Source organism: Saccharibacillus brassicae (assembly GCF_006542275.1).
Classification (GTDB): domain Bacteria; phylum Bacillota; class Bacilli; order Paenibacillales; family Paenibacillaceae; genus Saccharibacillus; species Saccharibacillus brassicae.
Window position 1 is genome coordinate 977,501 of sequence record NZ_CP041217.1, and the last position, 16,090, is coordinate 993,590.

Genomic DNA, 16,090 nt, shown 5'->3' on the forward strand with positions numbered 1-16,090 from the left:
AGCTCTCTGGTTTGGGCTGTTCCGCGTTCGCTCGCCGCTACTGACGGAATCACTATTGTTTTCTCTTCCTCGGGGTACTTAGATGTTTCAGTTCCCCCGGTCTGCCTCTGCCGAGCTATGAATTCACTCGGTCAGTAACTGGGTATGAGTCCAGCTGGGTTCCCCCATTCGGAAATCTCCGGATCAACGCTCACTTACAGCTCCCCGAAGCACTATCGCGGTTCGTCGCGTCCTTCATCGGCTCCTGGTGCCTAGGCATCCACCGTGCGCTCTTACTTGCTTAACCAAACTTCATTGGGAAATCATCTTCCGAAGAAGAGATCTTCCAGACGCGAAGTTTTTCGTTTCGGTATCCAGTTTTCAAGGAACAAGGCATGTCTTTTGGGTGCATCACTCTGTGCGGATCAAAAGGCATTCCCGCGTAAAGCGACAAGCTTTTCAATCGCTCAAGGCGATTCCAAAAAACATATTTAATTGAAAGAGTTCCCTCTCTCAAAACCGAACAGTGAGTGTTAGAGTGTTTCTGTTTTTTATCTCCCTAGAAAAGCGGGACTGAATGTCTCCGTTGCAGGAAACGATTCTCCATAGAAAGGAGGTGATCCAGCCGCACCTTCCGATACGGCTACCTTGTTACGACTTCACCCCAATCATCTATCCCACCTTCGGCGGCTGGCTCCTTGCGGTTACCTCACCGACTTCGGGTGTTATAAACTCTCGTGGTGTGACGGGCGGTGTGTACAAGACCCGGGAACGTATTCACCGCGGCATGCTGATCCGCGATTACTAGCAATTCCGACTTCATGCAGGCGAGTTGCAGCCTGCAATCCGAACTGAGACCGGCTTTCTGGGATTGGCTCCACCTCGCGGCTTCGCAGCCCTCTGTACCGGCCATTGTAGTACGTGTGTAGCCCAGGTCATAAGGGGCATGATGATTTGACGTCATCCCCGCCTTCCTCCGGTTTGTCACCGGCAGTCACTCTAGAGTGCCCATCCGAAATGCTGGCAACTAAAGTCAAGGGTTGCGCTCGTTGCGGGACTTAACCCAACATCTCACGACACGAGCTGACGACAACCATGCACCACCTGTCTGGCATGTCCCGAAGGAAAGGCTTATCTCTAAGCCGGTCATGCCGATGTCAAGACCTGGTAAGGTTCTTCGCGTTGCTTCGAATTAAACCACATACTCCACTGCTTGTGCGGGTCCCCGTCAATTCCTTTGAGTTTCAGTCTTGCGACCGTACTCCCCAGGCGGAGTGCTTAATGCGTTAACTTCGGCACCCAGGGTATCGAAACCCCGAACACCTAGCACTCATCGTTTACAGCGTGGACTACCAGGGTATCTAATCCTGTTTGCTCCCCACGCTTTCGCGCCTCAGCGTCAGTTATAGGCCAGAAAGTCGCCTTCGCCACTGGTGTTCCTCCACATCTCTACGCATTTCACCGCTACACGTGGAATTCCACTTTCCTCTCCTACACTCAAGCGGGCCAGTTTCGGATGCGAATCGGGGTTGAGCCCCGATCTTAAACATCCGACTTAATCCGCCGCCTGCACGCGCTTTACGCCCAATAATTCCGGACAACGCTTGCCCCCTACGTATTACCGCGGCTGCTGGCACGTAGTTAGCCGGGGCTTTCTTCTCAGGTACCGTCACTCCGAGTGCAGTTACTCACCCGGACGTTCTTCCCTGGCAACAGAGCTTTACGATCCGAAAACCTTCATCACTCACGCGGCATTGCTCCATCAGGCTTTCGCCCATTGTGGAAGATTCCCTACTGCTGCCTCCCGTAGGAGTCTGGGCCGTGTCTCAGTCCCAGTGTGGCCGTTCACCCTCTCAGGTCGGCTACGCATCGTCGCCTTGGTGAGCCGTTACCCCACCAACTAGCTAATGCGCCGCAGGCCCATCTCTCAGTGACAGCTTGCGCCGTCTTTCCTCATTTCTCCATGCGGAGAAACGATGTATCCGGTATTAGCATCCGTTTCCGGAAGTTATCCCAGACTGAAAGGCAGGTTGCCTACGTGTTACTCACCCGTCCGCCGCTAACCGTCAGAGAAGCAAGCTTCTCTTCAAGTCCGCTCGACTTGCATGTATTAGGCATGCCGCCAGCGTTCGTCCTGAGCCAGGATCAAACTCTCCATTAAGGTGCAACCTCTGTTGCACCCGCGACTCCGATTAGAGACCCCATAGGGCCTGGATTCGGATAAAGCGGATGGTCTTGAAGTTGACTTGTCAAGAAAGCACCATGTGCTCGTTAAAACGTGGCGGGAACTAAAGTTCCCTATATTCACTCTAAACCGTCTTGTGCTCCAAGATTCAGATCCGAAGATCAAAACCCTTCGCTAAGCGCGGTTCCTCGAATCACTTGGCCCGGCTGGGTTCCGTGATTCTCGTTACTCACTGTTCAGTTTTCAAAGAACAAACTCGTTAATTGTTGATCTTACTCGTGTGCCCCGCTCGCTTGTTTCGCTCGCAGCAGCAACTCTTATATATTAGCATGTCCGTTTTCGTTTTGCAAGTCTTTTTTTGAAATTCTTTTTCGGCTTCTTGCGAAACCTATTATTCGTTTCCACCAAAGCCTGCTCCACAAATCCAAACCTCCGGTCAAGCCTCAACTCGACTGGACTTTTAGTATAGCACTGCCCTATAGGGTTTTCAAGCCCTTCGCCAATATTTTTTACGCTGCGCAACATTCCTGCCCTCCGCCACCTCCGAAGAGGCCGTCCCGTATGGACTCATACAAAAAAGCGGGCGCTCGGCGCCCGCTCTCGGATACTCTTTTACACCGCTTATTGTTACGCTCTACCCGACCCACCAACTTCAAGCTTTGGCCGTGTCGTATTCATAGCACGGGTACGAACCGAGCACACGAACCTGACAGCCCAGCGCCTGAACTTCCTGGAGCGCGGCCTGAAACAAAATCGAATCGTCCGGCACCAGCACGTCCATATAGAAGTAGTAGCTGCCGAGCTTCTTTTTGGTGGGACGGGATTCGATACGCGACAGGTTGAGCCTTCTCCAGGCAAAAGCCGACAGCACCTGGTGCAGCGCGCCCGCGTAATCTTCCGGCAAAATGACCTGTACGCTCGTCTTCCGGTGCTCGCTCGGCTTGGAAGAGGCAAACGGTTCGGGACCGATCAGGACGAAGCGCGTGTAATTGTTATCGTGATCCGTCACTTTTTCCGCCAAAATGTCCAGACCGTAACGCTCGGCGCCGAGGCGGGTCGAAAAAGCGGCCCAACCGCTGCCCGGGTGCGCCGCCGCCTGAGCCGCGCCTTCGGCGGTACTGCTCGCGTTTTCCAACTCCGCATGCGGCAGACGCTCCGAAATAAACGTTCGGCATTGGGCAATGGCTACCGGGTGCGACAGCACTTTGCGTATTTTGGAAAAGTCGACGGTTCCGTCAGCTCCGGCAAACTCTTCCCTTCGTCCGACCAGATTCTGAATCGATGGGTAGACCCACTCGGCTCGCATCGGGATATCCACTTCGTTGACGAGCCAATCCATATGCAGGCTGACCGAACCTTCGATCGTGTTCTCGATCGGAATGACCGCATAATCGGCTTCCCCGTTCACGACCGACAGGAACACTTCGGAAATGACTTTATAATGCACCAACTGAACGGGTTGATCTCCGACCAGATAGTCGACCGCTTCGTGAGACACCGATCCGGCCGGAAGCAGCGCAATACGTTTCTTCATGACAAATCTCCTTCGATCACCGGCAGCAGCAGATCTTCGGGATTTCGAATTTCGCATACGGCGCCTTCCAGATCCGGTTCGAGCCACAGGGTACGGGCTTCGATTCCGTTTTCCCGCATGACCTGCTGCATAAACGCTTCGAGACGTTCGTGCCGGCCGTCTTCGCGATCGACCAGCGCCAGCAGCGTCGGCCCGGCTCCGCTCAATGCCGCGCCAAGCGCTCCATGCTCGGAAGCTTCCGCCAAAATCCGTTCCATCCCCGGCACGAGCGCGGCCCGGTACGGCTGGTGAATCCGGTCGCGCATCGCGAACTGCAGCAGATCAAGCCTGCCCGAAGCCAGCGCGGCGGTGAGCAGCGACGAACGGCTGATATTGTACACGGCATCTTGCAGGCTGAGCTGATCCGGCAAAACCGCGCGCGCGGCCGAAGTCGCCAATTCGAATTCGGGGATCAACGCCAGCACGCGAAGATTCCGGGGCGGTTCGATCCGTACGTAATCGGCATGTTCGCCGTCCCACGCCGCCGCGACGATCCCGCCGAACAGCGAGGCGCCGACATTGTCGGGATGGCGTTCAAGGCCCGTGGCGAGATCGAACAACCGCTCTTTGGAAAGCGGCGTTCCGACGAGGGCGTTGGCTGCGACCAGGCCCGCGATAATGGCGGAAGCGCTGCTGCCGAGTCCGCGCGTCAGCGGAATATCGGAACGCATGCCGATCGCAAGCTCCGGCGCTTCTTCGCCTGCCGCTTCGAACACGAGCCGTGCGACTTTGTAAATAAGATTGTTGCGGTCGGTCGGGATTCCTTCAAAACCTTCGCCTTCAAAATGGACGGTCGTCCGCTCCGCGCGGCGCATCTCGACCCAGATATACAGGGAAAGCGACATGCCGAGCGTATCGAACCCCGGTCCCAGGTTAGCCGTGCTGGCCGGCACTCTGACCCGTACCGACCCGGCGCTTGCGTTATTCATGTTCCCGCTCCTTCCGACTTATCCTTCGACCCGATATACGCTGACGACCCTGCGGACCACTTCGAGTTCGTTGAATCGTCTCAACACTTTATCGATGCTTTCCTTGCTCGCCTTATGCGTGACGATAACGATCTCCGCGTTCGGATTCAGCTCGTTGGGCTGCTGGACGACGGACGCGAGACTGACTTCGTATTCGGTAAAAATTTGCGTGATGCGCGCAAGCACGCCCGCTTTATCGTCCACATGCAGCAAAATGAAGTTTTTGAACGAAATCTCCGCGTCGTTTTTGAGCCTTTTCGGTTTGTGCGGCGCGATATGCTTGAGACCGTTTACGCCGAGACGCAGGTTTTTGATCACGGAGACGAGGTCGGCGACTACGGAAGTGGCTGTCGGCATCTCCCCGGCTCCCGCTCCGTAGAACATCGTCTCGCCTACCGCTTCGCCGTGCACATACACTGCGTTGAATACGCCGTTGACGGACGCGATCGGATGCGAAGCTTTGACCATTGTCGGCTGCACGCTGATGGAGATGGCGTCATCTTCGCGATCGGCGATGCCGAGCAGCTTGATCACGTACCCGAGATTGCGGGCATACGCGATATCGGCCTGGCTGACGCCGGAGATGCCTTTTACACTGACGTCGGCCAGTTCCACGTTCGTACGGAACCCGAGTGTGCCGAGAATGGTCATCTTGCGCGCGGCATCCAGTCCTTCGACGTCGGACGTCGGATCGGACTCGGCGTATCCGAGCTGCTGCGCTTCCGTCAGTACGTCCTCGTAGGACACGCCTTCTTTGCTCATCTTGGTCAGCATGTAGTTGGTCGTTCCGTTGACGATGCCCATGATCTTCGTAATGCGGTCCGACGAAAAGCCTTCGATCAAAGTCCGGATAATCGGGATGCCCCCCGCTACGCTCGCTTCATAAAAGACGTCACACTTCATCTCCTGGGCTTTGGCCAAAATCTCGGTCCCGTACAGCGCCATCAAATCTTTGTTCGCCGTGACGATATGCTTGCCGCGGGCGAGCGCTTCGAGAATATAGGTACGGGTCTGTTCGACGCCGCCCATCACTTCCACGATCACGTCGATCTCCGGATCATGGATAACTTCCCACGGATCGTCGGTCAACCTGGAAGGATCGATCGGAATGCTGCGTGCCTTGTCCCGGTCTTTGACGGAAATTTTCTCGATCACGATCGGCGAGCCGACCTGTCCGCTCAAGTCTTCCTGGTGCATGTCCACGATGCGCACGACGCCCGTTCCGACCGTTCCGAGACCGAGCAGTCCTACTTTTATCGGCTTGTTACTCACGTGCATGTTCCTCCCCGTCCCTATGCAGTCGCCGCTTTGGCAATCGTACCGCCGCATCCGCTGCTTGTTCCGATTTTATTGCCTCGTTCCGCCTGCGATCAGCCCTGCCCGATAACGACGACCCGGCTGACGCCCGCCACCGATTCCAGCGCAGCCGTCAAGCCGCTCAGCTCATCGTGCAGCCGCGACGTTTCTACCGATAATACCACATTTGCCGTGCCCTGCAGCGGGATGCTCTGGTTGATCGTCAGCACGTTCCCTCCGCTCTCGGCGATCAGGCCCAACACTTTGAACAGGACACCCGCCCGGTGTTCCAGCAGCAGCGACAGCGTCACGAGCCTCTCCCGATCCAGCTGGTTCACTTGATGGATACCGTCTTTGTACTTGTAAAAAGCGCTCCGGCTGATGCCCGCGATCGCGACCGCTTCGTTAACCGTCTTCGCCTGGCCGCCCGCAAGCAGCTCCTTCACGTGCAGCGTCTTCAGAATCGCTTCAGGCAAAATGTCTTCTCTAGCCAGATAATAACGCTCTTTCATAGTAACGTCCTCTCCTTAAAGACTGATGTTTTCATATAGCGGACATTATATCGAAGAAACCGACCCAGCGTCAACCCTTTGCACCAAAAAAGTTACACCCCGCGTCAATCTCCCCCCTGAATCCTGCCCTTTTTTAACGCAAAAAGCGAAGGGCTTCTCCCTTCCGGGAGCCCCTTCGCTCGATTCCTTGCTTCTATCTTTTTTGCCCTTATGCTCTTGTTGATCGCACAGCGGCCGAGTAGGGACGCGCCTGCGATCCTCTTTCCCGCCCCAATCTCTCCCCGAGCCCGGGAACGAGGCGAGGGAATATTTTTCCCTCTCCCCGCCCAGGCGAGCGGTTTGCGATTGGAGCGACTTTTGGCTTTCCCCTTACTGCCGGAATCGATTAGAGTCCGCAGCGGAAAACAACCCGGAGCGACAAGCGCAAACCGCTCGCCCCCTCAATAGTAACTGCTACCCTCAACAAACTCGAACTCGAAGTCCGCGATCCGGACGATCGTGCCGTCCTTCGCGCCGCGCTTGCGCAGCTCTTCGTCGACGCCCATGTGGCGCAGCGTGCGAGCCAACTTGAGAATGGCGTCGTGCGTAGTAAGCTGCATACGCTTCATCATGCGCTCGATCTGCACGCTCTCCACGACGAACATTTCGTTCTCCCGGCGAATCGTGAAACCTTCTTCCTTGGCTTCTTCGACGCGGTAGACTTTGCGTTCCGTCTGGTCGGCGGCTTCTTCGATGCTAGGAGCGACGGCAATCGAATCCAGCACGTCGACCGCCCGATACATGAGTTCTTTGACGCCTTGACGGGTCAGCGAAGAAATCGGCATGATCTCGAGATCCGGATGGATTTCCGCCACTTTTTCTTTGAACACGCGCAGGTTTTCTTCCGAATCCGGCATGTCCATTTTGTTCGCTGCCACGATCTGCGGACGCTTCTCAAGCTCCGCATTGTACAGCTTGATCTCTTCGTTGATCTTCAGCCAGTCATCGAACGGATCGCGTCCTTCGGAGCCGGACATATCCACTACGTGGATAATGACCCGGGTCCGCTCGACGTGGCGCAGAAATTCGTGGCCCAGGCCTACGCCTTCATGCGCGCCTTCGATCAATCCCGGCAGATCGGCCATGACGAAGCTGCGGCCTTCGTCGATACCGACTACGCCGAGGTTCGGCGTAATGGTCGTAAAGTGGTAAGCGCCGATCTTCGGCGTTGCCGCGGATACGACCGACAGCAGCGTCGACTTGCCTACGCTCGGGAAGCCGACCAGACCGACGTCGGCCATGACTTTAAGCTCAAGCACGATATAGCGCTCTTTGCCTTCTTCGCCGTTCTCCGCAAGTTCGGGAGCCGTATTATTCTGCGTGGCCAATTTCACGTTGCCGCGTCCTCCGCGTCCTCCGCGGGCTACGACAATCTCCTGACCATGACGGGTCAGATCCGCCAACACTTCCTGCGTATCGTCATCGATGATCAGCGTGCCGGGAGGAATACGCACGACCAGATGCTCGGCGTTCGATCCGTACTGGTTTTTGTTGCGTCCTTTTTCTCCGCGTTTCGCTTTGAAATGGCGCTGGTACCGGAAATCCATCAACGTACGCAAACCTTCGTCAACGCGGAAAATGACGTCGCCGCCTCTACCGCCGTCGCCGCCGGCAGGTCCGCCGTTCGGTACGTATTTCTCGCGCCGGAACGCGACGACGCCGTCGCCGCCGTCGCCGGCTTTTACATAAATCTTCGCTTTATCTACAAACATGAACTTCACCTCTTCTGCTTGGTGTACGCAAATCGCCGATCGGCCCGGGCTCTGGAATCGTTTCGTTCCGAAAAGACCTCGCGTACTAAGGCGCCTATCGCTGCGCCTGACAATCTATTGCTTTCGAACGGGGCCGATCCGCTTGCGCACACTTAAGTTCGGGCCGGCAGTTTCCACCGAATCCGCGTGCCTTTTTCGTCCGCTTGCGCTATCAGCGAGTATGGCGCAAGCGCCTCCTCGACCGCGCGATGCAGCACGGGCACCGCTTCCGGATCATTTTCCGGTTCGATGAACAAAGTCGCTTCCCCGCCCTCTTCGCCGAACACGATCCGCAGCGCGGGCACGGAAACTTTCGCCGCAAGCCCCGAATACCGGTACGCCGCCATCGAAGATCTTACGGCACGAATCAGTCCTTCCTGCTCGTCCGGCGTCAGACTTCCGGCATAATGCAGTTCTTCGTCGACCCGGACGTGCAGACCGATCTCCCGGTTTTCGCCTTTGAACGTCATCAGATAGAATACGAGATCCGGCAGTCCCAGCTTCGCGATCCGGCCCTCTTTATGCATGTCATCGCTAACGCGAGCCACGATTTCTTCGACCCGGTCATTTTTGCCCATGCGGGCATAACCGAAAATCAATTGAAGATCGTTCATCCAGTCATGCCGCTGATGACTCAGCACATGCATGAAAAATTGCTGCTGCGATTGTCTCAATTCCTGAATTTCGTGTTCTTTTCGCCGTTTCTCGTGGCGCAGTACCAGCACGAATACGGCAGCCAGCCAAGCGGCGAGCAGAACAAACATCATGGCTGTCGGAAAAAGGTAGGCCAGAACCAGGGGAACTGCGGCAGACAGCGGCATCAATAGGGATAGGTCCCTCCACCTTTTCATCGGCTCTCTCCGTTTCTGATCATAGTCGAAACACGTGGTCCTCAAGGATTTTGCGGGGATCGGTCAACTTTGAGTATACCCAGAATTCGGACAAAATCCAAGCCGTCGCAGACCCGACAGGCGGTTTGCCCGGCAATCTATCGCCTCTCAACAAAAAAAGACCTTCGGTACGAATACCGAAGGCTTCTTCATTACCCGTTAGGTCTTAGGCCTCTACGGAAGCTGCTACTTCAGCAACTTGTACAGGGTAGACGCTGACTTTTTTGCGATCACGGCCGAGACGTTCGAATTTTACAACGCCGTCAACCAGAGCAAACAAAGTGTCGTCTTTGCCGATACCTACGTTCGTGCCCGGGTGAATCTTCGTTCCGCGCTGACGGAAGATGATGCCGCCGCCGCGTACCGCTTGACCGTCCGCACGTTTAGCGCCGAGGCGCTTGGAATGGCTGTCCCGTCCGTTCTTAGTCGAACCTACACCTTTTTTGGAAGCGAATAACTGGAGATCCAATTTCAACATAGTGGTCTACCTCCTTCTTTGCTTATTTTGTAACCTGATCGATCCGAATATATGCACTGTAAGAATTCACGATTGCCTCCAGCATGACCACCATCGAGTCGAGAATGAGTTCGGCTTTGGCTTTGAGTTCGTCCGATTGTATCGGCGGAAGGCTTCCGCTTAGAAAACCGTTCTTCATCCGGGTCTTCATCACCGTTCCGGTAAGCACCTCGACCGAGTTGACCGTTCCGACCGTAATGGCGGAAATGGCTGCACAGACGATGTCCTCGCCGCGATCGGCGTAACCTGCATGTCCCTTAACCTTAAAAGCCGTAATCTTCCCGTCCGGCGATCTGACAATTTGGACGATAACCAAGTTATCAACCTCAATTATGCTTGGATTTTTTCGATCGTTACTTTAGTATACGGTTGACGATGGCCTTGTTTCTTGTGGTAGTTCTTCTTAGGCTTGTATTTGTATACAACAACCTTTTGGCCTTTACCGTGCTTCTCAACCTTTGCCGTTACGGTTGCTCCCGATACCATCGGTGCTCCGACTGTCAGTCCGTTTTCTTGGGAAACGGCCAGGACACGGTCAAACGTCACGCTTTCGCCGTCTACGGCTTCAAGCTTCTCGATGAACAATACGTCGCCCTCTTGGACTTTGTACTGCTTACCGCCTGTTTCGATAATTGCGTACATCTTCTTGCACCTCCTCATGTCTCAGACTCGCCTGGTTCGGGTGGATGCTCCGCGAGCGGAGATCGCTTCAACCCGGCCTGTGCGGTTACAGCATGTTGTGCAATAGTGGAATACACCGGCACACATACCAACGTATCTTAGCATGGACTCCTACAGAAGTCAACCCATTATCGAATCATGATTCGGCCCGTTCCTTCGCAGGACGGACAGACTTTGTAGAACAGGCCGGCGCCGCTCTCGCGTACCTTTTTGCGGGTCATTTCGAGCAGCCCGAGCTGGGTCCAACCGACGATCTGGGACTGCGTCCGGTCGCGGGCCAGACGTTCCCGCAATCGTTCGAGGACGCGCATCCGGTTCACTTCTTCCCGCATGTCGATAAAGTCGACGATCACGATGCCGCCGACGTCGCGCAGGCGCAGCAGGCGGGCGATCTCTTCGGCGGCTTCGAGATTCGTATCCGTTACCGTCGTCTCCAGGCTGTCGTCCGCTCCCGTGAACTTGCCGGTATTGACGTCCACGACGGTCAGCGCTTCGGTCTGGTCCCAGATCAGCGTTCCTCCTCCGGGCAGGCGAATCTTGCGGCCGAAATCGCGATGCAGCTGCTGTTCCACTTCGTAGCGTTCGAACATCGGCGTCGATTCCGTATGCAGGCGCACCCGCGGCTCGGCGCCGGGCAGCATCTCCTGCACGAAGGCAGACAGCTTGCCCTCCTGATTCGCATCGTCGACGATCAACTCGTCGGTCAGCGGATCGTAGACGTCGCGAATCATGCGCTGCGCGAGATCGAGATCCCGGTACAGCTCCTTCGGCGCGTCCACCCGCTCCGAGGCGGCGACGATCTCCTGCCACCGGAGACGCAGCGTGTCCAGGTCTTCGGCCAGCTTGTCCTCGCTTTCGCCGCCGGCCACCGTACGCAGGATCAGTCCTTCTCCCGGACGACGTATTCCTTCCCCGAACGCTTTCATGCGGAGCCGATCGCTTTCGGGCGAAATCTTTTTGGACACCGCCACGTAATCCGCTTCCGGCATATAGACGAGGTAGCGGCCGGGCAGCGAATAATGCGTCGTGACCCGCGCCCCTTTGCCGCCGAACGGCTCTTTCGTAATCTGCACGAGCAGCTGCTGCCCTTTGCGGGCCATCTGCTCGATCGAAGGTTTCTCCGGCGGATGTTTCTCCGTATGCGCGGGCAGCAGATCGTCGATATACAAAAAGGCGTTCTTTTTCAGCCCGATATCGACAAAAGCGGCCTGCATGCCCGGGAGGACGTTCACGATCCTGCCTTTGTAAAAACTGCCCGCCATTCCGTGTTCCTGCAAACGTTCCGCCGCAAATTCGATCAACCGCCCATCGTCCAGCAGCGCCGCCTGCGTCCATTCCGATTCGTTATGCACAACCAGCTGTTTCATCGGTCACCTCTTGCCCGGCATATTGTCGGTATTCGGCACGGCATGAACCGCGCGATCCGCTTCCGTTTGTCTAAACGCGGTTCGGCCTCCAAAAGTTTCATTCCTGCGCCGCAATTACGAAAAAGACCCTTCGCCGCAAGGCAAAGGGTCCGCGGCGCCGAAGCCGGAACCTTATCTTCCGACGCCGAATATTTTCTTGAACAGATTGAATCGGCCTTTTTTCTCGTCCAGCTGCATAAGGGGCACGGTATCTCCCTGAATGCGCCGGGCGATGTTCCGATAAGCGATCGACGCTTTCGAATCCGGATTCATGACGGTCGGCTCGCCGGTGTTGGCGGCCTTGATGACCATCTCGTCGTCGGGCACGATGCCGAGCAGGTCGATATTGAGCACCTGCAGCACCTCGTCGACGTCCAGCATTTCTCCGGCTCTGACCATGTTCGGACGAATCCGGTTGACAATCAGTTTCGGCGAAGCAACGTGCGAGCTTTCAAGCAGACCGATGACCCGGTCGGCATCGCGTACCGCCGCATTCTCCGGCGTAGTGACCACGATCGCCTGATCGGCTCCGGCAATCGCGTTCTTGAAGCCCTGCTCGATACCGGCCGGACAATCGATCAGCACGTATTGAAATTCGTTCTTCAATTCGAGAATGATATCGCGGATCTGCTCCGGCGACACGGCATTTTTGTCCTTGGTCTGCGCGGCCGGAAGCATGTAAAGCTCTTCGAAGCGTTTGTCTTTGACCAGCGCCTGGTGCAGACGGCATCGGCCGTCGGCCACGTCGCAAATATCGTAAATGATCCGGTTCTCCAGTCCCATCACGACGTCCAGGTTGCGCAGGCCGATATCCGTATCGACCAGGCAGACCTTTTTGCCGAGCAGTGCCAGTGCCGTTCCGATATTGGCCGTGGTCGTCGTTTTGCCGACGCCGCCTTTTCCCGAAGTGACGACTATAGCCTCTCCCATTCTCTACACTCCTTTGAACACATTCAGATCCCGGCGCAGCCGGGCAATATTCGCCATTTTGTCAATCTGCATCTGCCCGTCCTTGAGGTAGGCGAATTCCATCTGCGTCTCGTGCGGATGGGAACTCTGTTCTTCGCCGCTGTCGGGCGGGCGGCTGATCACTTCCGCGATCCGCAGTTGGGTCGGCGCCAGATACGAAGCCCCGATAATCGCGTGCTCGCTGCCTTCCGAACCGGCATGAGCCATTCCGCGCAGTGCCCCGAGAATATAAATATCGCCGGTACATACGATGGAGCCTCCCGGATTGACATCGCCCAGAAACAGCAGATTGCCTTCCTGCCTGAGCACCTGCCCGGAACGGACCATGCCGCTCATCGTCGTGATCGGCGTGCGCAGTACCGCGTTCTCCCGCACTTCGACCAACTTGGCGCCTTCGATCGAGCGGACGAGCAAATTGCGCTTCGTGCGCAGCACGTCCAAAAGGGCCAGCTTCTGTTCGTCCGTCAGGTCGCGGCTGCCGTACTGCACGTCGATCGCGACGAGCGGACCGCTCAAAATCGCCTGGTGGCTGTGCTCCAGCATATCCTGAAGCTCGGACACCAGCTCGTCAAAATCGCATTGTTCGTCCAGACGAAACACGAGGCCGTCCTTGATTCCCTTGATTGTCACGAGACTTCGTTTGATGGACATCTCCCCCGCTCCCCCTTCGACTGAATCTTTTCGAGACGAAGGTTCCTTTCTCCTGCACGAATCGCATAAAAGTTGCCGCCGCGCCTATTTGTTGTCTTCTTTTTTCGCACGCAGCGGCATCTTGTCGAACTGTCGGCGGATCGGCACGTAGACGATCAGCGCGAATACCGTTCGCAGCAGCAGATCGGGGACGATGTACTGGACGAGCGCCCAGTCGTAGGACTGTTCGTTGAAGTTGAACACGGTATAGATCCCGAACAGCATACTGTCCAAAATAAAACTGCCGAGCATGACGACGCTGAGCATGACCGGAAGCGGCGCTTTCGGAAGCTGGAACACCAGTCCGAGCAAATAGGCGGTAAAGCCCATCGTAAACGAATAAGGGCCGAGCATCGCGCCGTAAAAGACGACGTCGTGCAGCATGCCGAACACGACGCCAAGCGCCATCGCCGCGTAGCGGTGACGGTAGACGGCCACGAACAGAATGCACACGAACACCAGGTTCGGCATCAGATGCGGAATCCAGCTCTGCGGCATGAACCACGGCAGCACGCTCGTTTCGATCAGGAACAAGATGAACAGCAGCAGGACGAGAAACTGTTTGCGCCAGGTCATGGCGTATCGTCTCCCGCTGCCGGCTCCGGTCCCGGAACCACGATAAAGAGTTCCTTCCATTCGACGAAGCTGGCCGAAGGACGGATTTTGGCCGTATCGCTCAAGCCGAACTCGCTCTGCTCGACCGCCATGACTTCACCGAGTACGATGCCCGCCGGGAATACGCCGCCGCTGCCCGAGGTGACGATGATATCGTTGACTTCGACTTTCGGTTTGGTCGGATCGTTGTTCTGAATGCCGCTCATGATCAGACGCTTCTGCTTCACGTCGTACGTCTCGACGATCCCGAACGTGCCGGGCTTGCCGGTAACCGTCGCGGAAATCGCGTAGCTGTCGGGCGACGTAAGGCTGAGGGAGGTAATAAGCTGGATCGTCGACGTATAGTCGGTCGTCGTGCTGACCACGCCGACCATGCCTTCGATGCTTGTGACCGCCATGCCGACTTTCACGCCGTCCTTGGCGCCCACGTCGACGTTAACGGTCGGATTGTTGACGTCTTCGTTAACCGAAATGACCTGGGCAAACCGGAAATGTTTTTCCGAATTTTCGGTCTGGGTCTGCGTGAACACAAGAGCCTTTTTAAGATCGTCGACTTTCGTTCGCAGCGAGTCGTAGTCGATCAGTTCCCGATCCAGTTCCGCCACTTTGATTCTGAGCTTTTCGTTTTCTTTGTAGACGCCGCTGAGCTCCGAGATGTCTTCGAAAAATCCGGACACCGCCGTTGCCGGCTTGCTGACGAGTTTTTGCGTATAGCCGACCGTGTCCTTGACGAATTTCTCCGGCCAGGTCAAACCGATGCGATCGCCGAGCGTCACGCCCATCAGGGCGATGAACAGCACCAGCACGATCAGCAGGATAAACAGCTTGCGATTTCCAAACATTCTAAACAGTTCGAACACCCTCTAACATCGCTGAATTGTCCGTAAGCATGTGCCGCCTCGAATCAGCCGCGCTTGGAGCGCGAGTTGCTCGTTCCGCGGGATTTGAACAGGTGAATATTGTCGAGTGCGCGGCCCGTGCCGATCGCGACGCAGTCCAGCGGATTCTCGGCCACGATGACCGGCATTCCGGTCTCGCCGGCCAGCAGCTTGTCCAGGTTGCGCAGCAGGGCGCCGCCGCCTGTCAGGACGATGCCGCGGTCCATAATGTCGGCCGCAAGTTCCGGCGGACATTTCTCCAGCGTCACTTTGACCGCTTCGACGATCGCGCTCACCGTATCGGCCAAAGCCTCGGTGATTTCCTGCGAAGTGATCGAAATGGTCTTCGGCAGGCCGCTGACGAGGTCGCGTCCGCGAATTTCGATCGTTTCCGGCGTCTCCAGCTGGATCGCCGAACCGATTTCCATTTTGAGCATTTCCGACGTGCGTTCGCCGATCATCAGGTTGTACTGACGCTTGACGTACTGGATGATGGACTCGTCCATCTCGTCGCCGGCTACGCGTACCGAACGCGCGGTTACGATGCCGCCGAGCGAAATGACGGCCACTTCCGTCGTGCCGCCGCCGATATCGACGACCATGCTGCCCGTCGGTTCCCATACCGGCAGATCGGCGCCGATCGCCGCCGCGAACGGCTCTTCGATCGTGAACGCTTCGCGCGCTCCGGCCTGCTTCGTCGCGTCTTCGACCGCACGCTGTTCAACGGCCGTAATGCCGGACGGCACGCAGACCATCACGTTCGGATGGCGCTGGAAGAACGAACGCTTTTTCTGCGCCTGATTGATGAAGTATTTGATCATCGTAGCGGTCGTATCGAAATCGGCGATAACGCCGTCTTTCATCGGACGGATCGCGCGGATGTTGCCCGGCGTGCGGCCGATCATTTTCTTGGCGTCTTCGCCTACCGCCTCGATCGTTTTCGTGTCCGTGCGGATCGCGACTACGGAAGGTTCTCTCACGACAATGCCTTTTCCTCGTACATATACCAGCGTGTTGGCGGTGCCCAAATCGATTCCCAGATCTTTATTGCCCATCATTCTTTTAAACTCCCTTTCTCGTTCGGATTGTTTGTAGGTTCAATTCCGCGTGCATAAATAAAATCCGTCTGCATAAGACGGAA

15 protein-coding genes and 2 rRNA genes (1 of these 17 only partly in view) are annotated in these 16,090 nt (G+C 56.4%); all 17 read right to left on the reverse strand.

Annotated features, from left to right (window positions below; translation table 11 throughout):
• Window positions 1-286: ribosomal RNA gene (locus FFV09_RS03925) — 23S ribosomal RNA — on the reverse strand; it reaches 2,648 nt to the left of the window's first position.
• Window positions 287-588: 302 nt separating this feature from the next.
• Window positions 589-2,140, reverse strand: a 16S ribosomal RNA gene (locus FFV09_RS03930).
• The 16S and 23S rRNA genes sit together here, the layout of an rRNA operon.
• Window positions 2,141-2,816: 676 nt before the next feature.
• Window positions 2,817-3,698 carry a prephenate dehydratase gene (gene pheA, locus FFV09_RS03935; protein ID WP_141446465.1) on the reverse strand — a complete coding sequence of 294 codons (882 nt, stop codon included), beginning with the start codon at window positions 3,696-3,698 and terminating at the stop codon, window positions 2,817-2,819.
• Window positions 3,695-4,666: a homoserine kinase gene (gene thrB, locus FFV09_RS03940; protein ID WP_141446466.1), complete on the reverse strand. Its 972-nt coding sequence runs from the start codon at window positions 4,664-4,666 to the stop codon at window positions 3,695-3,697. The genes pheA and thrB overlap by 4 nt, the downstream gene beginning before the upstream one ends.
• An 18-nt stretch (window positions 4,667-4,684) precedes the next feature.
• Complete coding sequence (locus tag FFV09_RS03945; RefSeq protein WP_246098464.1) at window positions 4,685-5,977, reverse strand: homoserine dehydrogenase; 1,293 nt, start codon at window positions 5,975-5,977, stop codon at window positions 4,685-4,687.
• A 98-nt stretch (window positions 5,978-6,075) separates the two neighbouring features.
• Window positions 6,076-6,513: an ACT domain-containing protein gene (locus FFV09_RS03950; RefSeq protein ID WP_141446468.1), complete on the reverse strand. Its 438-nt coding sequence runs from the start codon at window positions 6,511-6,513 to the stop codon at window positions 6,076-6,078.
• 440 nt (window positions 6,514-6,953) lie between these two features.
• Window positions 6,954-8,264, reverse strand: coding sequence for a GTPase ObgE (obgE, locus tag FFV09_RS03955; RefSeq protein WP_141446469.1), 1,311 nt, complete (start codon window positions 8,262-8,264; stop codon window positions 6,954-6,956).
• Between the two features lie 152 nt (window positions 8,265-8,416).
• Window positions 8,417-9,154: a Spo0B domain-containing protein gene (locus FFV09_RS03960; RefSeq protein ID WP_141446470.1), complete on the reverse strand. Its 738-nt coding sequence runs from the start codon at window positions 9,152-9,154 to the stop codon at window positions 8,417-8,419.
• 205 nt (window positions 9,155-9,359) lie between these two features.
• Window positions 9,360-9,671, reverse strand: coding sequence for a 50S ribosomal protein L27 (rpmA, locus tag FFV09_RS03965; RefSeq protein ID WP_141446471.1), 312 nt, complete (start codon window positions 9,669-9,671; stop codon window positions 9,360-9,362).
• 22 nt (window positions 9,672-9,693) lie between these two features.
• Window positions 9,694-10,026 carry a ribosomal-processing cysteine protease Prp gene (locus FFV09_RS03970; protein WP_141446472.1) on the reverse strand — a complete coding sequence of 111 codons (333 nt, stop codon included), beginning with the start codon at window positions 10,024-10,026 and terminating at the stop codon, window positions 9,694-9,696.
• A gap of 14 nt (window positions 10,027-10,040) precedes the next feature.
• Window positions 10,041-10,352 (reverse strand): 50S ribosomal protein L21, encoded by a 312-nt coding sequence (rplU, locus tag FFV09_RS03975; RefSeq protein WP_141446473.1) that lies wholly within the window; start codon window positions 10,350-10,352, stop codon window positions 10,041-10,043.
• A 167-nt stretch (window positions 10,353-10,519) separates the two neighbouring features.
• Window positions 10,520-11,758 (reverse strand): Rne/Rng family ribonuclease, encoded by a 1,239-nt coding sequence (locus FFV09_RS03980; RefSeq protein ID WP_141446474.1) that lies wholly within the window; start codon window positions 11,756-11,758, stop codon window positions 10,520-10,522.
• Between the two features lie 171 nt (window positions 11,759-11,929).
• Window positions 11,930-12,727, reverse strand: a complete 798-nt coding sequence (gene minD, locus FFV09_RS03985; RefSeq protein WP_141446475.1) for a septum site-determining protein MinD — start codon at window positions 12,725-12,727, stop codon at window positions 11,930-11,932.
• A gap of 3 nt (window positions 12,728-12,730) precedes the next feature.
• Window positions 12,731-13,417 (reverse strand): septum site-determining protein MinC, encoded by a 687-nt coding sequence (gene minC, locus FFV09_RS03990; RefSeq protein WP_141446476.1) that lies wholly within the window; start codon window positions 13,415-13,417, stop codon window positions 12,731-12,733.
• Between the two features lie 84 nt (window positions 13,418-13,501).
• On the reverse strand, window positions 13,502-14,032 hold the full coding sequence (gene mreD, locus FFV09_RS03995) for a rod shape-determining protein MreD (protein ID WP_141446477.1): 531 nt from the start codon (window positions 14,030-14,032) through the stop codon (window positions 13,502-13,504).
• Complete coding sequence (gene mreC / locus FFV09_RS04000) at window positions 14,029-14,913, reverse strand: rod shape-determining protein MreC (protein ID WP_246098465.1); 885 nt, start codon at window positions 14,911-14,913, stop codon at window positions 14,029-14,031. The genes mreD and mreC overlap by 4 nt, the downstream gene beginning before the upstream one ends.
• Window positions 14,914-14,975: 62 nt before the next feature.
• Window positions 14,976-16,007: a rod shape-determining protein gene (locus tag FFV09_RS04005; protein WP_141446479.1), complete on the reverse strand. Its 1,032-nt coding sequence runs from the start codon at window positions 16,005-16,007 to the stop codon at window positions 14,976-14,978.
• Between the last annotated feature and the right edge of the window lie 83 nt (window positions 16,008-16,090).